This is a genomic window from Raineya orbicola, from assembly GCF_002843425.1.
GTDB classification, from domain to species: Bacteria; Bacteroidota; Bacteroidia; order Cytophagales; family Thermonemataceae; genus Raineya; species Raineya orbicola.
Window position 1 is genome coordinate 1 of the sequence record NZ_NKXO01000006.1, and the last position, 17,856, is coordinate 17,856.

A 17,856-nucleotide genomic window follows, 5' to 3' on the forward strand; every position below is an offset into this window, starting at 1 on the left:
TTTATTCAGTCGTTGTCCCAAAACTTTATGATTTGCTGTTTGGTCTCCGCACATTTCACAAACTGATATCTCTTTAAAACTGTATTTTTTCATTCTTGTTGGTTTTATCTTAATATAGGCTATAACGTTTTCGGGCTTTGCGTTCGGGCGGGTTTCGGAGCACAAAACTGTCAACCAGCACTGAACTTAAATAGAAGCACAAAGCTCCAAGTTTGCACGTCACCCCGCCTGACGCAAAACCCGTGTTGGCGGTTCGTGCTTCTTCTTTGTATGTTAGTCTGCTGCCCATCTATATTCAAAATCTTCTGGATTTAATTCAAGAGTTGTTGTCAGTCGGTTTTTTATTTCTTGTCCACCCGGCATAAGAGGAAGCATACTGAAATAGTTTCTTATCGCACCATTTATACCTGCTAAACAACTTTTTGCCTTAATCCAATTGTGAGGGCTGAAAACTCTGTTTTGGGGTTGCGGTTCATTGGCTGCTGCTTCAAGTGCCATATTTAGACTCACACCAGCAATTTTAATTATTTCTCCAATCATGCCTGCTTCTTTTGCTTTTTCGTAGCACTTAATTGGAAATGGAACTCTTTCAGCTTGGTTATTTGATATTGAAAAGCACATTGATACCGCATATAAATGGTGATAGGGTGCATATGCTTTCATTGCTAAAAGAGTTTCATTAAGTCCAAGTGGATTTTCTTTTCCCCATGTTTTCAGTATTTCTTGATAGAAGAAATTAAGCGCCTGAGCATTTTCAGGTTTGTATTCTCTTTTAAAAAGCTGCTCAAAGTATTTGTCAAATATTTTTGTTTCACTGTATGAAATATTTGGTCTTTGTGAATGCCAAGCGATTAAGAACTTACCCAAGTCTGAAAAGTCAAGAACATAAGATTTGTCTTTGTCGGCTGGTGGAACTTCACCACGTTTAGTAATAAAGTAACCTTGTGGATATTTCTGCTCAAATTGTTTTTTGATATTTAAAACACGCTTGTCATTACTTCTTAAATCTCTTGGTTTTACAGCGCTTTGAGAGTTTGTGTTAATGCTTATTCTATCGGCTCTGTCTCGCTGCGGAATTTCATAGAAACGGAAAAGAACGTAAGTGTCTTCAAGTGTTTTGACTTTTTCACTGCAACTCAAAATCGTGTTTAAAGATTGACAACCGTTTACAACACTAAGTCCGTGTAGTTTCAATTGATTATCTTTCTTTTCCATTCTGTTACATATGGCAGTAATACCATTATGGAAAAAGAAAAAGTCTTTGTGTTTGTCACTATAAATGGTTTGCCTAATACCCTTATTTACTGTGTTGCTTAGTCCTAAACTCTGCCTAACGTTTTTTTGAAAGAGAGTTCCATCTTTTATACCTGGTATCTTTATGCACTCTTTTAACGGTAGTGCGCCAATAGCAACTTTTGTGTTTGCTAATGTTTCATACATAAAGTGTCCTGCCGAAAGGTCTATTACATGGTTTATAGAAGGATTTTCCTTTTCAAGTGCAAGGTCATAACGTCTTTTAATTTCTTCACTGTCTATGACGGAAATAGAACAGATTAAATCGTCTTTCTCAGATAAGTCCGCAAGCTGTTGTTGAAAGGTCGCTAGGTCATTTTTAGCTGCTGCCGTTAAATCCCCTGTGGTTATTAATTCAAAGGCAATTTCATAGTCGTCTTCTAATGCTCTTGCAACGTCTGATAATTTTCTTTTCAGTTTGTTGTTACCAACTTCTTGAAGTCTAACAAGGTCACGTAGTTGTATCCATGAGGATAATACTTCTCTCAAAGGTTCAGCGTCAACCACTGTCCCACCAATGAACTTTCCTTGAAGAATGAAAATTGTGTTTTTATCATCATCAATTACTATCGCATCTATTTGTTTGTCGTCTGCACCATCTGTAATGTCGTCTCTGGTTTCTACCATGTCTCGCAGGTGAACATTACGCAAATACCAAGCAATAAATCTTTGTCCGTTGTTGGGGAAATTGTCCTGATAGTAGGGTGTTTTTATTTCTTCGTTAATCTGTTCAAACATATATTATGTCGTTGTTAATTGTTTACTGTGTCGTTTTTTAGCATGACCGCCAACTTGTAAATATACGCAATAATATAACTATTTTTTTAAAACTCCAAAAAAATGAAAAAAATTTTTTTACGATAAAAATCAAATAGTTATCTCTGAAAGAAACAAAGAAATGAACTCTTTACAGGTAGGTAGGGCAATATTTGAGCAATTTAATTACGCAATGCTATTTTTTGTTTTCAAGCGTATCCAAAGGACTTTTGATTTTCTGTATCGCTTGATTGCTAACTTTTGTGTAGAGCAGTGTTGTTTTGATATCCTTATGTCCTAAAAGTTCCTGTATAAACCGAATGTCTGTTCCTTGCTCCAAAAGGTGAGTTGCAAAACTATGACGCAAACTATGAATCCCTACTTCTTTTTTGATGTTAGCTTTTTTAAGAGCATTCTTAAAAATCTGTTGCACGCTCCTGATACTATATTGCTCGCCATACTGCCCCTCAAATAAGTATATTTTGGGTTTGTAACTAAGCCAGTAAGCTCTTAATTGCTCTAAAATGCTTTGCGGTAAATTGACATATCTATCTTTTTTCCCCTTAGCTCTTTGAATCAAAACTCGCATATTCTGACTATCAATGTCTGTAATTTTAAGCCCAACAATTTCGCTCACTCGTAAGCCCATTCCATACACCAGTTTCAAAATCGTGTTGTGCTTCAAATTGGTGGTTACTTCAAATATTTTTTGAATATCTTTTGCCGAAAGAGCCTTGGGAAGATTTTGGTGCTTTTTAGGACGAGGAATTTCCCAAAAAATCTTAGGACGATTCAGCACTTGCTCAAAATAAAATTTTACCGCATTGATACGGCTATGCAAGGTGCTTTCAGAAAGTTTCAAAAATTTGATACAATACCAAAAATAGCTCTTCAATTTTTCAGAGTCTAAGTCGTTTACATCATAATCTTTCAGCAAATAAAGTAATTGTGCAAATTCATTACGATAGGTTTTAATCGTCGAGACGCTATATGCTTTGAGCTCCAAAGTTTCTACAAGTTTCCTCAAAGCCTCTTGATTGCTTTCGCTGAGCTGATGCCAAGCCTTCGTTTGAGGGATTTGCTCAGGTAAGGCTAAGTCAAATTTTTTTCTGTAAAAAGCATTATCAAGTACATACCAGCACTTATTCGTATTACTCCATTTAGCACCCGCAAGAGCTTTTACCCACTCATTGGTAGCTTTATCAAAAGGGAAACGAATAAAAATTACCTTTCTACCCTTATGCTCCCCCAACTCAAAAGTGATGTTACTCATACAAATTGCCTTAAAAATCGTAAATCGTTTTCAGTGAAAAGTCGTAGGTCTTTGATTTGGTATTTGAGCATAGTGATACGCTCCAAACCCATTCCAAAAGCAAAACCTGTGTATTTTTCATTATCAATGCCGCAATTTGTAAAAACATTGGGGTGTATCATTCCCGAGCCGCCAATTTCCACCCAACCCGTATGCTTACAGACATTACAACCTTCACCCTTACAAATCAGGCAAGAAATATCAATTTCGGCACTGGGTTCGGTAAAAGGGAAAAAAGAAGGACGAAAACGTATCTGCGTTTCTCTGCCAAACATTTCTCTTACAAAATGATAAAGCGTCTGCTTCAAATCCACAAAACTTACATTTTCATCAATGAAAAACCCCTCAACCTGATGAAAAATACAATGAGCCCTTGCCGAAATAGCTTCATTCCGATACACACGCCCAATAGAAAAAGTCCGCAAAGGGGGTTTTTGGCTACGCATTACACGTATCTGCACCGAAGAGGTATGCGTACGCAGAAGAATATCAGGATTTTTTTCTATGAAAAAAGTATCTTGCATTTCGCGTGCAGGGTGATTTTCAGGAAAATTCAGCCCTGTAAAATTATGGAAATCATCTTCAATCTCGCCCCCCTCCGACTGATTAAAGCCCATACGCTCAAAAATCTCTACAATGCGATTTTTCACAATCGTAAGCGGATGCATAGAGCCAAGCTGATAAGGCTCAGCAGGTAAAGTCAAATCCAAAGGAGCTTGCACAGCTACAACAGCATTTTCAAAAAGCTCTTGTTTTTCTTTGAAAATACTCTCGGCTTTCTGTTTGAGTTCATTTACCGCCATTCCGTAGTTTTTTCGCTCATTGGGGGCAATATTTTTGATTTCCTCCATCAGAGCAGGTATCTTCCCTTTTTTGGCTAAAAACTGCAAACGAAATTCCTCTAATTGTTTTGGGTTTTCAATAATAAAACTTTCTACTTCGGCTAAAACTTGTTTTACTTGTTCAAAAGCGTTCATATCAGCATAAATTTGGGGTAAATCAATGGCAAAGTAAAGAAATTCGGAAAGAATTTGATATGTTTTTAGCGTAATTTTTCCAAAATCTATTCTAAAAACCCAACTGCAACTCTCAAAATTTTTGTAGTTTTGCAAAGAAAATGGCTTGATAATTGAAAATTATGGAAATTTCTACCAAATACGACCCCCAACAAGTTGAACAAAAATGGTACAACTATTGGCTAAAACATAACTTTTTTGCTTCCAAACCCGACAACCGCGAGCCTTTCACCATTGTGATACCACCGCCTAACGTTACAGGCGTACTGCATATGGGGCATATGCTCAACAATACCATTCAAGATGTGCTAATTCGCAGAGCAAGAATGCAGGGTAAAAACGCCTGTTGGGTGCCCGGTACCGACCACGCTTCCATTGCCACCGAAGCCAAAGTAGTGGCTATGCTCAAAGAAAAAGGCATTGAAAAGAAAGACCTCACACGCGAAGAGTTCTTGAAATATGCTTTTAAGTGGAAAGAAAAATACGGCGGAATAATCCTTGAACAACTCAAAAAACTAGGCTGTTCTTGCGATTGGAGCAGAACTCGCTTTACAATGGAAGAAGAACTTTCGCGAGCTGTTATCAAGAGTTTTGTGCATTTGTACCGCAAAGGCTGGATTTACAGAGGCGTGAGAATGGTCAATTGGGACCCTGTGGGCAAAACTGCTCTTTCCGATGAAGAAGTGATTTTCAAGGAAACGCAGTCTAAAATGGTTTATGTAAAGTATGCCCTGAAAAATACTGCTGATGAGTATATTACGGTAGCTACGGTTCGTCCTGAAACCATACCCGGTGATGTAGCAGTTTGCGTAAATCCTAATGACGAACGATATAAGCATCTGATTGGCAAAACGGCTATTGTCCCCCTCGTAGGTAGAGAAGTTCCTATCATTGCCGATGAGTACGTAGATATGGAGTTTGGCACAGGAACGCTCAAAATCACCCCCGCACACGATATTGCCGACTATGAAATAGGCTTGAAGCATAATTTACCTGCTATTGATACCATAGCCGAGGACGGCACAATGTCTGAAGCCGTTGGTATTGCCAAATATGTAGGGAAAGATAGATTTTGGGTTCGTAAAGAAATCATTAAAGACTTGCAGGAAGCAGGCTTGCTTGTAAAAATAGAGGATTACAAACATCAGGTAGGAACATCAGAACGTACAGGAGCCGTTATAGAACCCAAACTTTCTATGCAATGGTGGCTCAAAATGAGCGAAATTGCCAAACCCGCCTACGAAAACGTAATGAACGATACCATTCGCTTTTTTCCCGAAAAGTTCAAGAATATGTACCGCAGTTGGATGGAAAATCCCAAAGACTGGTGCATTTCTCGTCAGCTTTGGTGGGGACAGCAAATTCCTGCTTTCTATGACAATAGAGGCAATGTAGTAGTAGCTGAAACTTATGAGGAGGCTCTGCAAGAATATCAAAAATTATTTCCCGATGCCAAAGAAGTAGTTTTGCATCAAGATGAGGACGTACTGGATACTTGGTTTAGCTCTTGGCTGTGGCCTATTTCTGTGTTTGATGGCTTCAAAGACCCCCAAAACGAGGATATTCGCTACTACTACCCCACAGATGTTTTGGTAACAGGTTTTGATATAATTTTCTTTTGGGTGGCAAGAATGATTATGGCAGGCTACGAGTTTCGTGGAGAAAAGCCCTTCAAAGACGTATATTTCACAGGGCTTATTCGTGATAAATTGGGTAGAAAAATGTCTAAATCTTTGGGAAACAGCCCCGATGCTCTGAAACTTATGGAATTGTATAGTGCCGATGGCGTGCGTTTTGGCGTGCTTTTCAGCTCGGCGGCGGGCAATGATTTACTTTTTGATACGCCCGTACCCAAATCGCAGAAAAAAGAAGATATTGAGGCTTTCCTCAATAGCCCTGATTCGCATAATTCCAAACTTTGTGAGCAAGGACGCAATTTTGCTAATAAAATTTGGAACTCTTACCGACTCATTAAATCTTGGAAGGTAGAAAGCAGTTCTGACAAGAAAAATTCAAGTAATCAAGTAGCTACTTTTTGGTTTGAAGCTCGCCTGAACGAAGCCCTAACTGAAATTGAAGACCATTTTACCAAATATCGCATTTCGGAGGCTCTGCAAACCATTTACAAACTCTTTTGGGACGATTTCTGCTCGTGGTATTTGGAAATTATCAAGCCCGAATATGGCAAGCCTATTGAAACAAATACTTATGAAAAAACTATATCATTTTTTGACACCCTTTTGCGAATTTTACACCCTTTTATGCCTTTTATTACCGAAGAGGTTTGGCAAAATATTCAACCACGCCAAGAAGCAGAAAGCATTTGCGTAGCTCCTTATCCTCAAAGCCAAAATTTTGACAAAAATATTCTGAAAGAAGCTGATTTAGCCTTTGAGACAGTTACGCAAATTCGTAATGTTCGTAATGCTCACCAAATTTCGCCAAAAGAAATCTTGGAGATTGCTATAAAAAAATCTGAAAATGAAAATATTTTACAAAAATGGCAAAGGATAATTGAAAAGTTAGCAACGGCTCGGATTAGCTTTGTAGAAGAAAAACCTAATCAATCGGTGAAGTTTTTGGTAAAAACGGAGGAATTTTTTGCCCAAATAGCTGTAGAAATAGATTTAGAGCAAGTGAAAAAGGATTTAGAATATTACAGAGGCTTTCGCGAAAGCGTACTGAAAAAACTTTCCAATGAAAAATTTGTCGCAAATGCCAAACCTGAAATTGTAGAGAATGAACGTAAAAAACTTGCTGATGCAGAAGCTAAAATCAAAGCTTTGGAGGAAGTATTAGGCTAAACAGCGATTTCTTGTAAAACTTTTTTTTCTGCGAAAGTACATTTGCCTGATTGAATGAGGTACTCGGCTATGGCTTTCTTGAAATCCTCTTCCAAATGGCTTTCAGGTAAAAGCTCTACGATTTTTTTTCTGTCTTCTTGCAAATGCAACGCATAGCTCATTAGTGAGGGAACGCCACATTCTACGGTGAAACGCAAAAAAATAATTTCTACATTTTCAGGCTCTTGGGCGAGGGCTTTCTGCAAATATCCGCTTGCTTCCCAAAAAAAGTTGAGCTTTACAGCAGGCAGAAAGCTATATTTGCCTTTAAGAGCCTGCAAAGCCCCTTTGTAAGCGTATCGGATAGCCTCGCTTACTTTTTCTTGCTGAATAGCCTGCTCAAAATCTTTAAGTTTCTTTTCATTTTCCGAAGCCTCTTTATAGAGCCTGCGTAAAAGTTGCGTCATAGATGATGTTTTTCTATCAGAATGCTTTTTATGTTGGTAAATTCGCGAATGCCCGCCACTGAAAGCTCTCTACCATAACCCGAATTTTTAACTCCCCCAAAAGGCAATTGAGGCATTGATTTTACAATGCTATTCACATAAACACTGCCTGCTTCTAATTGTTTGCATAAGTTTTCGGCTCTTTCTAAATCTTTTGTCCAAATAGAAGCTCCCAAGCCATAGCTTGTCATATTAGCCAGCTGAATAGCTGTTTTTTCGTCGTTTGCCCAAGCTACCGCCGCCACTGGTCCAAACAATTCCTCTTGCCAAACAGGCGTATCGTAATTCCATACTTCTACTATGGAAGGGGTAAAAAAAGTATCCAAATTTTCAACTTTTCCGTGAATGAGTTTATTGCCTATCTTCAAACTTTGTTGCAATTGTCTGCTCAAATTCTCTGCTAAATCCACTCTTGCCAAACAGCTATAATCGGCGTTTTCTTGTCTTGGGCTACTATGCCGAAGATTTTTGAACTTTTCCACCAAAGATTCTAAAAACTTCTGAAAAATAGGCTTGGCTACAATAAACCTTTTTGCCGCAATGCAACTTTGTCCGTTGTTAATCATACGAGCTGTGCAAGCATTTTGAGCGGCAAATTCAATATCCGCATCTTCCAAAACAATAAAGGCATCGCTCCCACCAAGCTCCAAAATGGTCTTTTTTAGGTATTTTCCTGCAAGCATTGCTACGGATTTTCCTGATCTTTCGCTTCCTGTAAGCGTAATAGCTCGCACCGTAGGAAAAGCAATTACTTTTTCCACTAAATCAGTTTCTATCATCAAATTCTGAAACACTCCCTCCTCAAAACCTGCTTCCCTAAAAAGTTTTTCCAATTCTATGCTACACATAGGCACATTAGGGGCGTGTTTGAGCAAAACTACATTGCCCGCAAGCAAAGTGGGAATCGCAAAACGAAATACCTGCCAAAACGGAAAATTCCAAGGCATAATTCCCAAAACTATCCCCAAAGGCTCATAGCTAATGTAACTTTTGTAAGCCCCCGTTTGGACAATTTCGTTAGCCAAAAAATTCTCTGCATTTTGGGCATAATACTCACACAGCCAAGCACATTTTTCTATTTCGGCTCTCGCCTCACGAATGATTTTTCCCATTTCTTGGGTAATCAGCTGGGCATATTTTTCTTTGTTTTGCAGAAGTTTGGTACTCAGGTAGCTTACCAAAGCTATTCGTTTTTCTATGGCAATATTTTGCCAAAAACGAAAAGCAAGGTCTGCTTTGGATAGTTTTATTTCTAATTCTTTGGCAGAGAGCGGCGAAAAACTATAATAAAGTTCTTGTGTGAAAGGGTTGCGACTTTCAAACATTTTTGCGTGTTTTACGTTTGTTTTTTTGCTGAAAGCTATAAAATTTTCCTAAAACCCGCAAAGAATGTTCACTGGAATTATTGAAACTCTTGCCGTAGTAGAAAAAATTGAAAAAGACCAAGAAAATTTGATTTTTACCTTGCAAACGCCACTTGCCCAAGAACTCAAAATTGACCAAAGTCTTGCTCATAATGGCGTTTGCCTCACGGTTACATATACCAATCATCAAAATCTTTACCAAGTAACTGCCATTCAAGAAACTTTACGAAAAACCAATTTAGAGGCTTGGAAAGTAGGTGATAAAATCAATTTAGAAAGGGCTATGCTAATGGGAGGGCGACTTGACGGGCATATTGTTCAGGGACACGTTGATGAAATAGGCACTTGCATTGATATTCAAGATGAACAAGGTAGCTGGCTTTTTACTTTTGAATACAATCCCAATTCTACTAATATCACTATTGAAAAAGGCTCTATTGCTGTTAATGGTGTAAGTCTGACGGTTGTTAATTCTCAAAAAAATCGCTTTTCAGTGGCTATTATTCCTTACACTTATGAGCATACAAATTTCCATCAGCTCCGAATAGGTGACAAAGTAAATTTGGAATTTGATGTAATCGGCAAGTATCTACAAAAGCTTGCCGAAGTGTATTGGAAAAAATAGCTTATGAGTTTTCTTTTTGTGCCACCGATTTTTGTTTTGCATAATAAGCACAAATCGGCTTCAAATCACATTTTTCACAAAGTGGTTTGCGTGCTGTGCAGATGTATCTGCCGTGTAAAATAAGCCAATGATGAGCTTTAGGAATAAGCTCTGCGGGTATATTTTGAGTAAGTTCATTTTCTACTTGCAAAGGAGTTTTGGCTTTTGCCGCAACTAAACCTAATCTGTGCGAAACCCGAAAAACGTGTGTGTCTACTGCCATAGCAGGCTGATTGTAAATTACTGAAACAATCACGTTGGCTGTTTTTCTGCCTACTCCTTGCAGAGTTTGCAATTCCTCAATAGTTTCGGGGATTTTGCCTTTATAGACTTCTACGATACGCTTGGCGGCGGCGATGAGATGTTTGGTTTTGTTATTAGGATATGAAACACTTTTAATGTAAGGATAAACCTCTTCAAAAGTAGCTTCTGCAAGACTTTGAGGGGTTGGAAATCGTTCAAATAGAGCAGGTGTAACTGCATTCACACGTTTATCTGTACATTGTGCCGAAAGAATAACCGCCACAAGCAACTGATAAGGGTTTTTGTATTGGAGTTCAGTAGCAGGCTCGGGAAAGTGTTGGGTAAAATAGTCTAAAAGATACTTGTAACGTTGTTTTTTGGTCATAGATTACTTCTTTATACCCTTTTTTACGCAATACATTACATAAAGCATTTCACGAGCAATTTGTTTGCAACGTTCATCATAGGTTTGAGTTTCTTGGGGGGTATTATCAGAAATTTTAGGGTCTTCGTATGGAATATAAAATCTTTGTTCGGCACCTTTCACAATAGGACAGACCTCGTTGGCAGAAGAACACACCAAAATCGCCATAAACCCAAGTTGGGGATTTGCCGTAGAGGTATATTCTTTGGAAAAAAGATACATTTCTGAAAGATTTTGGGCGTAGCGTGCGGCGTACTTTGGATTTTTATCATCACTTGCCGAAATACTTTTAATTTCTATCCCCACCCTTTGCAATGCCGCCACAGTACGTGGATTACAAGCCGTAGCTTCTGTTCCTCCTGAAAAAGTGCTAATTTTTTCTAATCCATAGTAGTACGCTCCTATTTGTAGCCATACTTGCCCAAAATGACTTCTACGTGAATTATGCGTACAAATTACAATAACTTCGGTTTTTTCTTTTTTCTTTTGTTTCTTGATAATGTAACTAGCAACTTCTTGGAGCTCTTTCTTCCTCTCTTGTGGGATTTGTTCAAACTCTTTGGCTCGCTCATCAAGGTATTTTTTTACATCTGGAAGCAGACGCGGGGTAAATTCAAGCACTTGCAAATTCATACAAATAAAAATTAGTACGCCAACAATCAGAAATTTTTTCATAAAAAAATAGATTTCAGCCTGCAAATTAATTTTATTCTAAGCCTCTGCCAAATTAAAAAATCTTTACTCCAAAATTAAGCCAAAACGTTTTCTAAAATCCTCTAATATTTGATGTTTTTGAGCTAAAAACAACCATTTATCTTGATTCGTGTAAATGATTTTATTTTCTAATTGCTCTTTGGGAGCTATACTCGCTTGAATATCAAAACTGGTAGCATTTTGCAAAAAACCTTGTAACAGTTTTATCCAAAACCCTTTTTTTTCCCTTACAACACTTACTTGTAGGCTATTTTCTAAAACTAAATGTAAAATATTATTTTCCCAAGTAAATTCTCTTTCCAGAATCACTCTATCTGTGGAGTCAAATTCATCACTTTGCTTTGCTTTTTGGATAAGTTTTTGCCAAGCCTCTTGCATTTCGGCTAAGCTAATGGGCTTTTTTAAAAAAGCCTCAATGCTTTCGGCAATACTTACAGCTTTTTGCTCGGTAGCTGTATTTTTATAGATAACCTGATTCTGAATTGTTTCAATAGTAGGGATAGGAAGCGTACTTTTGAAGTCTTGTGGTTGGGTCTGTGTAGAAGGGGTTAAGGGGTAGGTACTTTTTTTTTATCATCTGCAAAGTTCTGATTTTGAACTATTTGAGAAAGTTCAATAGCTTTTTGCAGATACGCAATTTTCATCAAAGCAATTTCAACCAAGAGTTTAGGGTTTTTGCTATTTTTATATTGAATATCTACTTGTTGCAAAACATTCATAGCAGAAATAAGCCAAGAAAGGGGCAGGTTTTTTGCCTGTTCGGCATAGCGTTTTTTGATTTCATCAGCAGTTTGCAGAAGGACAATAGTTTGGGTATCTTTACTTACGAGCAGGTTTCTCCAATGTTCTGCGAGTCCTATCACGAAAAGATGCCCGTCGAAACCTTTTTTTAGAATTTCATCAAAAATAAGCAAAGTTTGTGAAAGGTCATTTTGCCAAAGGCAATCTGTAATGCGGAAATAATAGTCGTAGTCAAGAATATGAAGGTTTTCAATAGTTTTTTGGTAGGTAATGGTGTTATCGGCAGAAAAAGTTACAATTAAATCAAACATAGAAAGAGCATCGCGTAAGCCTCCATCAGCTTTTTGGGCAATCAGATGCAGTGCTTGCGGTTCAGCTTTGATCCCCTCTTTTTCTGCAATAGAAGCCAAATGATTGGCAATGTCAGAAATTTGAATACGATTGAAATCATAAATCTGACAGCGAGAAAGAATAGTAGGGATAATTTTATGTTTTTCGGTAGTAGCCAAAATAAAAATAGCATAGCGAGGAGGTTCTTCCAAAGTTTTCAGAAAAGCATTGAAAGCCGCATTGCTAAGCATATGCACCTCATCTATGATATAAATTTTATATTTGCCATTCTGGGGCGGATAGCGAACTTGCTCCACTAAATTTCTAATATCTTCCACAGAGTTGTTGGAAGCCGCATCTAATTCGTGAATATTGAAAGAGGCATTGTTCTGGAATGCAACACAAGATTCGCACTCGCCACAGGCTTCTCCTTCGGAGGTAATATGGTGGCAATTGATAGTTTTAGCTAAAATTCTTGCACAAGTAGTTTTTCCTACGCCTCTGGGTCCGCAAAATAAGAAAGCTTGTGCTAAATGGTCGTTGAGAATTGCATTTTTGAGCGTAGTAGTAATATGGCTTTGCCCTACCACACTGGCAAATGTTGCAGGACGATACTTACGAGCCGAAACGATAAAATTTTCCATTTTCTATATGCTACGCAGTTTGAGGGTGCAAAGATTTTTTGTAAAGAAATTTGCCTCAAACTTACGAAAATTTTTATATTTTAAGTCAAGAAGTCATCTCTATTGCTTTTACAAGCTTATCTTTGGAAAAAGGCTTTACAATATAATCTAACACTTGTACGTATTTCTTGGCTTTGTCAAAATCACTTTGGTTGATAGAAGAAGATAGCATAAAAATTTGAGCATTATTTCCCCCATTCAGTTTGAGGTAATTATCCAAAAACTCCCAGCCGTCCATCTCAGGCATATTGATATCTAGAAAAATAATATCGGGCTTGGGATTGAGATTGTTTTTCAGATAGTTCAAGGCGTCTTCGGCACGCAAAAATGAAATAACTTGATTTTGCTCGTGTAATTTTTTTATCACCGACTCACACACCATATTATTGATACGATCATCATCAATAACTATGTAAAACTTAGGTTTTATCATACATTCTAACGTTTATTTTGCTTGTAGGGCTATTTCATAGTTTTTGCTGACCTCGTCCCAATTTACTACATTCCAAAAAGCTTGAATGTAATCTGCTCGGCGATTTTGATACTTTAAGTAATAGGCGTGTTCCCAGACGTCAAGACCGAAAATAGTTTTAGCGATAGGTGATTTATAGAGTTTTTTCATTAGCAAGTTATCCTGATTTGGTGTATTTTCCAAGAAAAGACCTTGTTTTTTTTCATAAGCCAGCCAAGTCCAGCCCGAACCAAACAGCGATTTTGCTTTTTCGCTGAAAGCCTCTTTGAATTTTTCAAAACCACCAAATTGAGTATTGATAGCCTCGGCAAGTTTGCCCGTAGGTTGGAGAGAACTTTGCTTAGGAGTAAGAATTTTCCAAAAAAGTGAATGATTGTAGTGCCCACCTGCGTTGTTGCGAATTTTCGTATCTTTATCAGTAAGATTTGCTAATATTTCTTCCAAGCTCATTTTTTCAAATTTAGTACCTGCAATCGCCTCATTGAGATTTTTTACATACGTGGCGTGGTGCTTGGTGTGATGAATTTGCATAGTTTGGGTATCAAAATATGGCTCTAATGCCTCATAAGGGTAAGGTAAAGGAGGTAGTTCAAAAGCCTGAACTCTACCAGCCCAAAGCCATTCAGGTTTGAAAAGGGTTGCACTTGCCAAAAGAAAGGTGTTTTGTAAAAATGTTCTTCGTTGCATAACGATATGCTTTTGCACTTAACAAAAGTAAGAGAATTTTAAGGTACTTGCAAATTTTTCTTTTGAGTACAGGACAAATGTTTGCAAAACAAGATGTAATAAATAAAAGCAAAATGAACTGAATAAAAATTTGACAAATTCGCTTTCGGCAAAATTTTTGCTATGATTTTGAGTAATTTATCCAAATAAAATGCTATATTTGCATTTGAAAATCTAACCGTCTATGGGTAAGGTACTCATACTGAATCAAGATTATTCTGCTCTTACGATTTGTAGCGTGCAGAAAGCCTTTATCCTTGTATATTTGAACAAGGCTGACATTGTATCGGTTTCTTCCGAGGGAGAAATCCGAACCGTAACGCGTACCTTTCCACGTCCTTCTGTAATACGCTTGCACAAGTACGTGAGTTTGCCTTACAAGGGTGTAATTTTGAGCCGTCAGAATATTTTTCGTCGCGATGGGCACGAGTGCCAGTATTGTGGTGCAACAGCCGATTTAACATTAGACCACGTGCTTCCACGCTCAAGAGGAGGGAAATCTTCTTGGACAAATCTTGTTACAGCTTGCAAAACTTGTAATTCTAAAAAAGGCGACCTTACCCCCGAAGAAGCAGGAATGCCTTTGAAACGAAAGCCTATCAAACCTTCGTTCATAATGTTTTTGCGTGATTTTTCGGGCAAAATTGAAAAAGAATGGGAAATGTTTTTAGGTAAAAAAAATAAAGATGAAACCGTATGGAATGAGTGAGGCAAAAACCTCACTTTTTTTTATTTGTATGTGATAGAGCTTTTTACCTTGAAAATTTGGTTGTGGTAAAGATTGTATGATATTTTTGTATAACGTGAGTATGAGCTTAACTATTTGAGCTTGAAATACTTATAGAAAAAGTTTAGAGCAACTGTCAAAAGAGTTATATTTGTAATCCTGATGAACCTGTGGGCAGGTATGGTCGCTTATACCTTTTTTAGACAAAGAACCTGCTATTAACAACCGCTACAACCGACTACAACAAAATTATACTTTACAAAGAGTTCTCAGCATAACTCACGTTTAACTTTTATCAGAGAACTGAAAGAATTATTCTATCCAACTCTTTCGTATTCAATAATATCAAAAGGGAATTCATTGTTTTCATTTTGGGGAAAAGAGGTACGCGTTACTTCTTTCCAATCTTTGGGAGAAATTTCAGGGAAAAAGGCATCGCCTTCTATGTACGCTTTTACACGCGTGAGATAAATTTTATTGACAGCTTTCTTTTTGATAGCCTGTTCGTAAATAGAACCTCCGCCGATAATAAAAATTTGTTTACCTAAAAAAGTTCTTGCAAAATCAATGGCTTCATCTAAAATGTTGATAACATAACAATTTTCATCAGCAACATCATAGTTTTTATCACGCGAAACAATGATATGCACGCGATTAGGAAGTACTTTGGGCAAAGATTCAAAAGTTTTCCTTCCCATAATAAGCACGTGAGAGGTAGTCAGTTTTTTGAAAAACTGCATATCATCTTTCAAACGCCAAGGAAGTTTCCCATCTTTACCGATGACGTTATTTTCCGAAGCCGCTACAATCAGACTAACCATTCGCGAAAGCCATTAAGAAATTCTTGTGTATTCATACGTTTTTTTCCTTCTAGCTGAAGTTCTATTATTTCTACCCAACCCTCACGGCTCATAAAGGCAAGTTTGTTTCCTTGAACGCTAAAAGAACCTATATCGGCTTGATGTTGCCAATCTAACACTTTTGGGTTGATTTTGAAAATTTTGCAGTTTTTTTCTTTCAGCCAAGTCCAAGCGGCGGGGTAAGGAGCAAGCCCTCTGATAAAATTGTACAACTGCAAAGCTGGTTTGTTCCAATCAATCTGGCAAGTTTCTCTAAAAATTTTTGGAGCGTGGCTTGCTTCGCCTGTTTGTTCAAAAGTTTGTTCGCTACCTTGTTCAATCGCTTGTACAGTTTTAAGCACTAATTTTGCTCCTTTGTACATCAGCCGTTCATAAAGAGAACCTGCATTGTCTTCAAAATAGATAGGCTCTTTTTCCTGAAAAATGATGTTGCCTGTATCTATTTCGTGTTTGAGAAAAAAAGTGGTAATACCTGTTTCTGTTTCTCCGTTAATGATAGCCCAATTGATGGGAGCGGCACCTCGGTATTTAGGAAGCAGAGAAGCGTGTAAATTAAAAGTTCCCAAAGGAGGCATTGCCCACACTGCCTCGGGGAGCATTCGAAAAGCTACTACTACCTGCAAATCTGCCTGCAAATTTTTAAGCTCTTGAATAAATTCAGGACTTTTTAGGTTGGTAGGTTGCAAAATGGGTAAATTTTGGCTTAAAGCATATTGCTTTACTTCTGACATTTGCAACTGCTTACCTCTACCTGCGGGTTTATCGGGTGCAGTAATAACTCCTACAATGTGATACTGATTTTCTACCAAAATTTTAAGCGAGGGAACAGCAAATTCGGGTGTTCCCATAAAAACAATTTTCATCAAGATAGCTTAGCTTTGTTAGCTTGGTTCAATTTCTCTTTTAATTGGGATTGTCTGTAATAGAAAAACGCTGAAACCGCTGCTAAAAATATAATAAAGCCTGCAAATCCCCAAAAAATTTGATTTTCTTGCTCGCTTATAATAGCCTCGTAACGCAATTTTTCAATTTCTTTTTTATATTTTTCAACTTCATATTTGCTTGTGAGATTATTGATTACTCGCAAGTTTTCTAAATCATTGAGTTGTTTTTCTAAAACATTAGAGGCAAGTAAATCAGTATAAGCATTTTGAAAATCACCTTTTTGGGCATAAATTTTAGAGCGTTCCCTAAAAATAAGAAATAGCTCCTGTTTGGCTTGTGCTTCATCAGCGATTTCTAAGGCTTTTTCATAAAAGCGTAAAGCATCGTTCCATTGTTCTTTTTCGCCATAAAGGCGTGCTAAATTGGCATAGGTATTGGCAAGCCCCTGTTTTTCTTTGCAAAGCACGGCACTTTCCAAAGATTTTTCATAATATTTTTGTGCTTTTTCATAATCTTTTTGGCTTTGAGCCAAAATTCCTAAGTTGTTTAATGTTCTTGAAATAGCCAAATGGTCTTGCAAATCCTCACTAATTTTCAGAGAACGATTGTAGTAGTCAATAATCTGAGAGAAATCAGGTGAGGCATTTTCAGAGGTTTGTAATTGCAATTTGAGCGAAGAAGCCAAATTATCTAAAACCCCTGCAATTTCACGCATTTTTTTGAGTTTTTCGTAAATATTCAAGGCTTTGGTGTATTCTACAACAGCTTGCTTATAGTCGCCGAGGGCATCATAAATAATACCTGCGGTATTGTAACAGCGAGCTTTGCCGTAGTCGTCTTGATATTTTTCACGAAGTTTGAGTGATTCCAAGTTGAGCAGGGAAGCCTCTTTGTATTCACCCCACTGAAAATAGACATTTGCCAAACCACTCAAAACTTTTGCCTTGGCTTTTTCCGCCTCGCTTGAGCTATTTTTTTCAAGTAAATTGAGAGCCTGTGTGTAATTTTTGTAAGCCTCTTGAATATCTTTGTTTTCACTTCTTTGTAAATAGGCATTTGCTAAAGAAGTATGAGCGGAGGCTAATAAAACTTTATCTTGAATATTTTGAGCTTTCAGTAAAGCCTCTTGTGCGTATTTGATAGATTTTTCTGTATCAAAACCTAAAAGTTCATCGTTGAGTTGGAGCAAGATTTGAACTTGATTGGGAGGAGTAGCATTGGGCAAAATATTTTGGAGGCTATCAATTTTAGATAGATTTTGAGCCTCAAGCGAAAAAACAATAAACTGGAATAAAGTGATGATTAAGCGTTTTGCCATAAAAACATCTTTTAAGCCCTCTCACAAATAGAGAGGGCT

General features: G+C 37.5%; 17 protein-coding genes. 3 read left to right on the plus strand and 14 right to left on the minus strand.

Annotation, left to right across the window (positions count from 1 at the left end):
* Positions 1 to 273 precede the first annotated feature (273 nt).
* From Rain11_RS02490 to pheS, 3 genes are all read right to left on the minus strand, one after another.
* On the minus strand, positions 274 to 2,031 hold the full coding sequence (locus tag Rain11_RS02490) for an AIPR family protein (RefSeq protein ID WP_101357755.1): 1,758 nt from the start codon (positions 2,029 to 2,031) through the stop codon (positions 274 to 276).
* Between the two features lie 214 nt (positions 2,032 to 2,245).
* A complete protein-coding gene (locus Rain11_RS02495) occupies positions 2,246 to 3,322 on the minus strand; it encodes a tyrosine-type recombinase/integrase (RefSeq protein WP_101357756.1) in 1,077 nt (358 codons plus the stop codon).
* Positions 3,319 to 4,338, minus strand: a complete 1,020-nt coding sequence (gene pheS, locus Rain11_RS02500) for a phenylalanine--tRNA ligase subunit alpha (protein ID WP_101357816.1) — start codon at positions 4,336 to 4,338, stop codon at positions 3,319 to 3,321. Before pheS ends, Rain11_RS02495 begins: the two co-directional genes overlap by 4 nt.
* Before the next feature lie 161 nt (positions 4,339 to 4,499).
* Here pheS and Rain11_RS02505 point away from each other — a divergent pair, with 161 nt between their 5' ends.
* Positions 4,500 to 7,181 carry a valine--tRNA ligase gene (locus Rain11_RS02505; RefSeq protein ID WP_101357817.1) on the plus strand — a complete coding sequence of 894 codons (2,682 nt, stop codon included), beginning with the start codon at positions 4,500 to 4,502 and terminating at the stop codon, positions 7,179 to 7,181.
* On the opposite strand, the gene Rain11_RS02510 is transcribed toward Rain11_RS02505, so the two are convergent.
* A complete protein-coding gene (locus tag Rain11_RS02510) occupies positions 7,178 to 7,627 on the minus strand; it encodes a hypothetical protein (protein WP_101357757.1) in 450 nt (149 codons plus the stop codon). The genes Rain11_RS02505 and Rain11_RS02510 overlap by 4 nt on opposite strands.
* Positions 7,624 to 8,991 carry an NAD-dependent succinate-semialdehyde dehydrogenase gene (locus Rain11_RS02515; RefSeq protein WP_101357758.1) on the minus strand — a complete coding sequence of 456 codons (1,368 nt, stop codon included), beginning with the start codon at positions 8,989 to 8,991 and terminating at the stop codon, positions 7,624 to 7,626. Before Rain11_RS02515 ends, Rain11_RS02510 begins: the two co-directional genes overlap by 4 nt.
* 64 nt (positions 8,992 to 9,055) lie before the next feature.
* On the opposite strand from Rain11_RS02515, the gene Rain11_RS02520 reads away from it, so the two are divergent.
* Entirely contained in the window at positions 9,056 to 9,655 is a 600-nt protein-coding gene (locus Rain11_RS02520; protein WP_101357759.1) for a riboflavin synthase, read from the plus strand.
* Position 9,656: 1 nt separating this feature from the next.
* On the opposite strand, the gene nth is transcribed toward Rain11_RS02520, so the two are convergent.
* The 6 genes from nth to Rain11_RS02550 all read right to left on the minus strand — a co-directional run bounded on the left by nth (position 9,657) and on the right by Rain11_RS02550 (position 13,988).
* On the minus strand, positions 9,657 to 10,322 hold the full coding sequence (gene nth, locus Rain11_RS02525) for an endonuclease III (RefSeq protein WP_101357760.1): 666 nt from the start codon (positions 10,320 to 10,322) through the stop codon (positions 9,657 to 9,659).
* Positions 10,323 to 10,325: 3 nt separating this feature from the next.
* On the minus strand, positions 10,326 to 11,036 hold the full coding sequence (locus Rain11_RS02530) for a low molecular weight phosphatase family protein (protein ID WP_243390530.1): 711 nt from the start codon (positions 11,034 to 11,036) through the stop codon (positions 10,326 to 10,328).
* A 63-nt stretch (positions 11,037 to 11,099) separates the two neighbouring features.
* Entirely contained in the window at positions 11,100 to 11,453 is a 354-nt protein-coding gene (locus Rain11_RS02535; protein ID WP_101357762.1) for a hypothetical protein, read from the minus strand.
* 170 nt (positions 11,454 to 11,623) lie between these two features.
* On the minus strand, positions 11,624 to 12,790 hold the full coding sequence (locus tag Rain11_RS02540) for a DNA polymerase III subunit gamma/tau (RefSeq protein ID WP_101357763.1): 1,167 nt from the start codon (positions 12,788 to 12,790) through the stop codon (positions 11,624 to 11,626).
* An 85-nt stretch (positions 12,791 to 12,875) separates the two neighbouring features.
* Complete coding sequence (locus Rain11_RS02545) at positions 12,876 to 13,262, minus strand: response regulator (RefSeq protein ID WP_101357764.1); 387 nt, start codon at positions 13,260 to 13,262, stop codon at positions 12,876 to 12,878.
* Between the two features lie 12 nt (positions 13,263 to 13,274).
* Positions 13,275 to 13,988: a superoxide dismutase gene (locus tag Rain11_RS02550; protein WP_101357765.1), complete on the minus strand. Its 714-nt coding sequence runs from the start codon at positions 13,986 to 13,988 to the stop codon at positions 13,275 to 13,277.
* A 223-nt stretch (positions 13,989 to 14,211) separates the two neighbouring features.
* Here Rain11_RS02550 and Rain11_RS02555 point away from each other — a divergent pair, with 223 nt between their 5' ends.
* On the plus strand, positions 14,212 to 14,736 hold the full coding sequence (locus tag Rain11_RS02555; RefSeq protein ID WP_101357766.1) for an HNH endonuclease: 525 nt from the start codon (positions 14,212 to 14,214) through the stop codon (positions 14,734 to 14,736).
* 335 nt (positions 14,737 to 15,071) lie between these two features.
* On the opposite strand, the gene Rain11_RS02560 is transcribed toward Rain11_RS02555, so the two are convergent.
* Genes Rain11_RS02560 through Rain11_RS02570 form a run of 3 tightly spaced genes read right to left on the minus strand, consistent with a single transcriptional unit; the run spans position 15,072 to position 17,817 of the window.
* The gene (locus Rain11_RS02560; protein ID WP_101357767.1) at positions 15,072 to 15,575 is read right to left on the minus strand and encodes a dihydrofolate reductase; all 504 of its coding nucleotides are present in this window, start codon (positions 15,573 to 15,575) and stop codon (positions 15,072 to 15,074) included.
* Complete coding sequence (gene fmt / locus Rain11_RS02565; RefSeq protein WP_101357768.1) at positions 15,563 to 16,477, minus strand: methionyl-tRNA formyltransferase; 915 nt, start codon at positions 16,475 to 16,477, stop codon at positions 15,563 to 15,565. Before fmt ends, Rain11_RS02560 begins: the two co-directional genes overlap by 13 nt.
* Complete coding sequence (locus tag Rain11_RS02570) at positions 16,477 to 17,817, minus strand: tetratricopeptide repeat protein (RefSeq protein WP_101357769.1); 1,341 nt, start codon at positions 17,815 to 17,817, stop codon at positions 16,477 to 16,479. Before Rain11_RS02570 ends, fmt begins: the two co-directional genes overlap by 1 nt.
* Positions 17,818 to 17,856 lie beyond the last annotated feature (39 nt).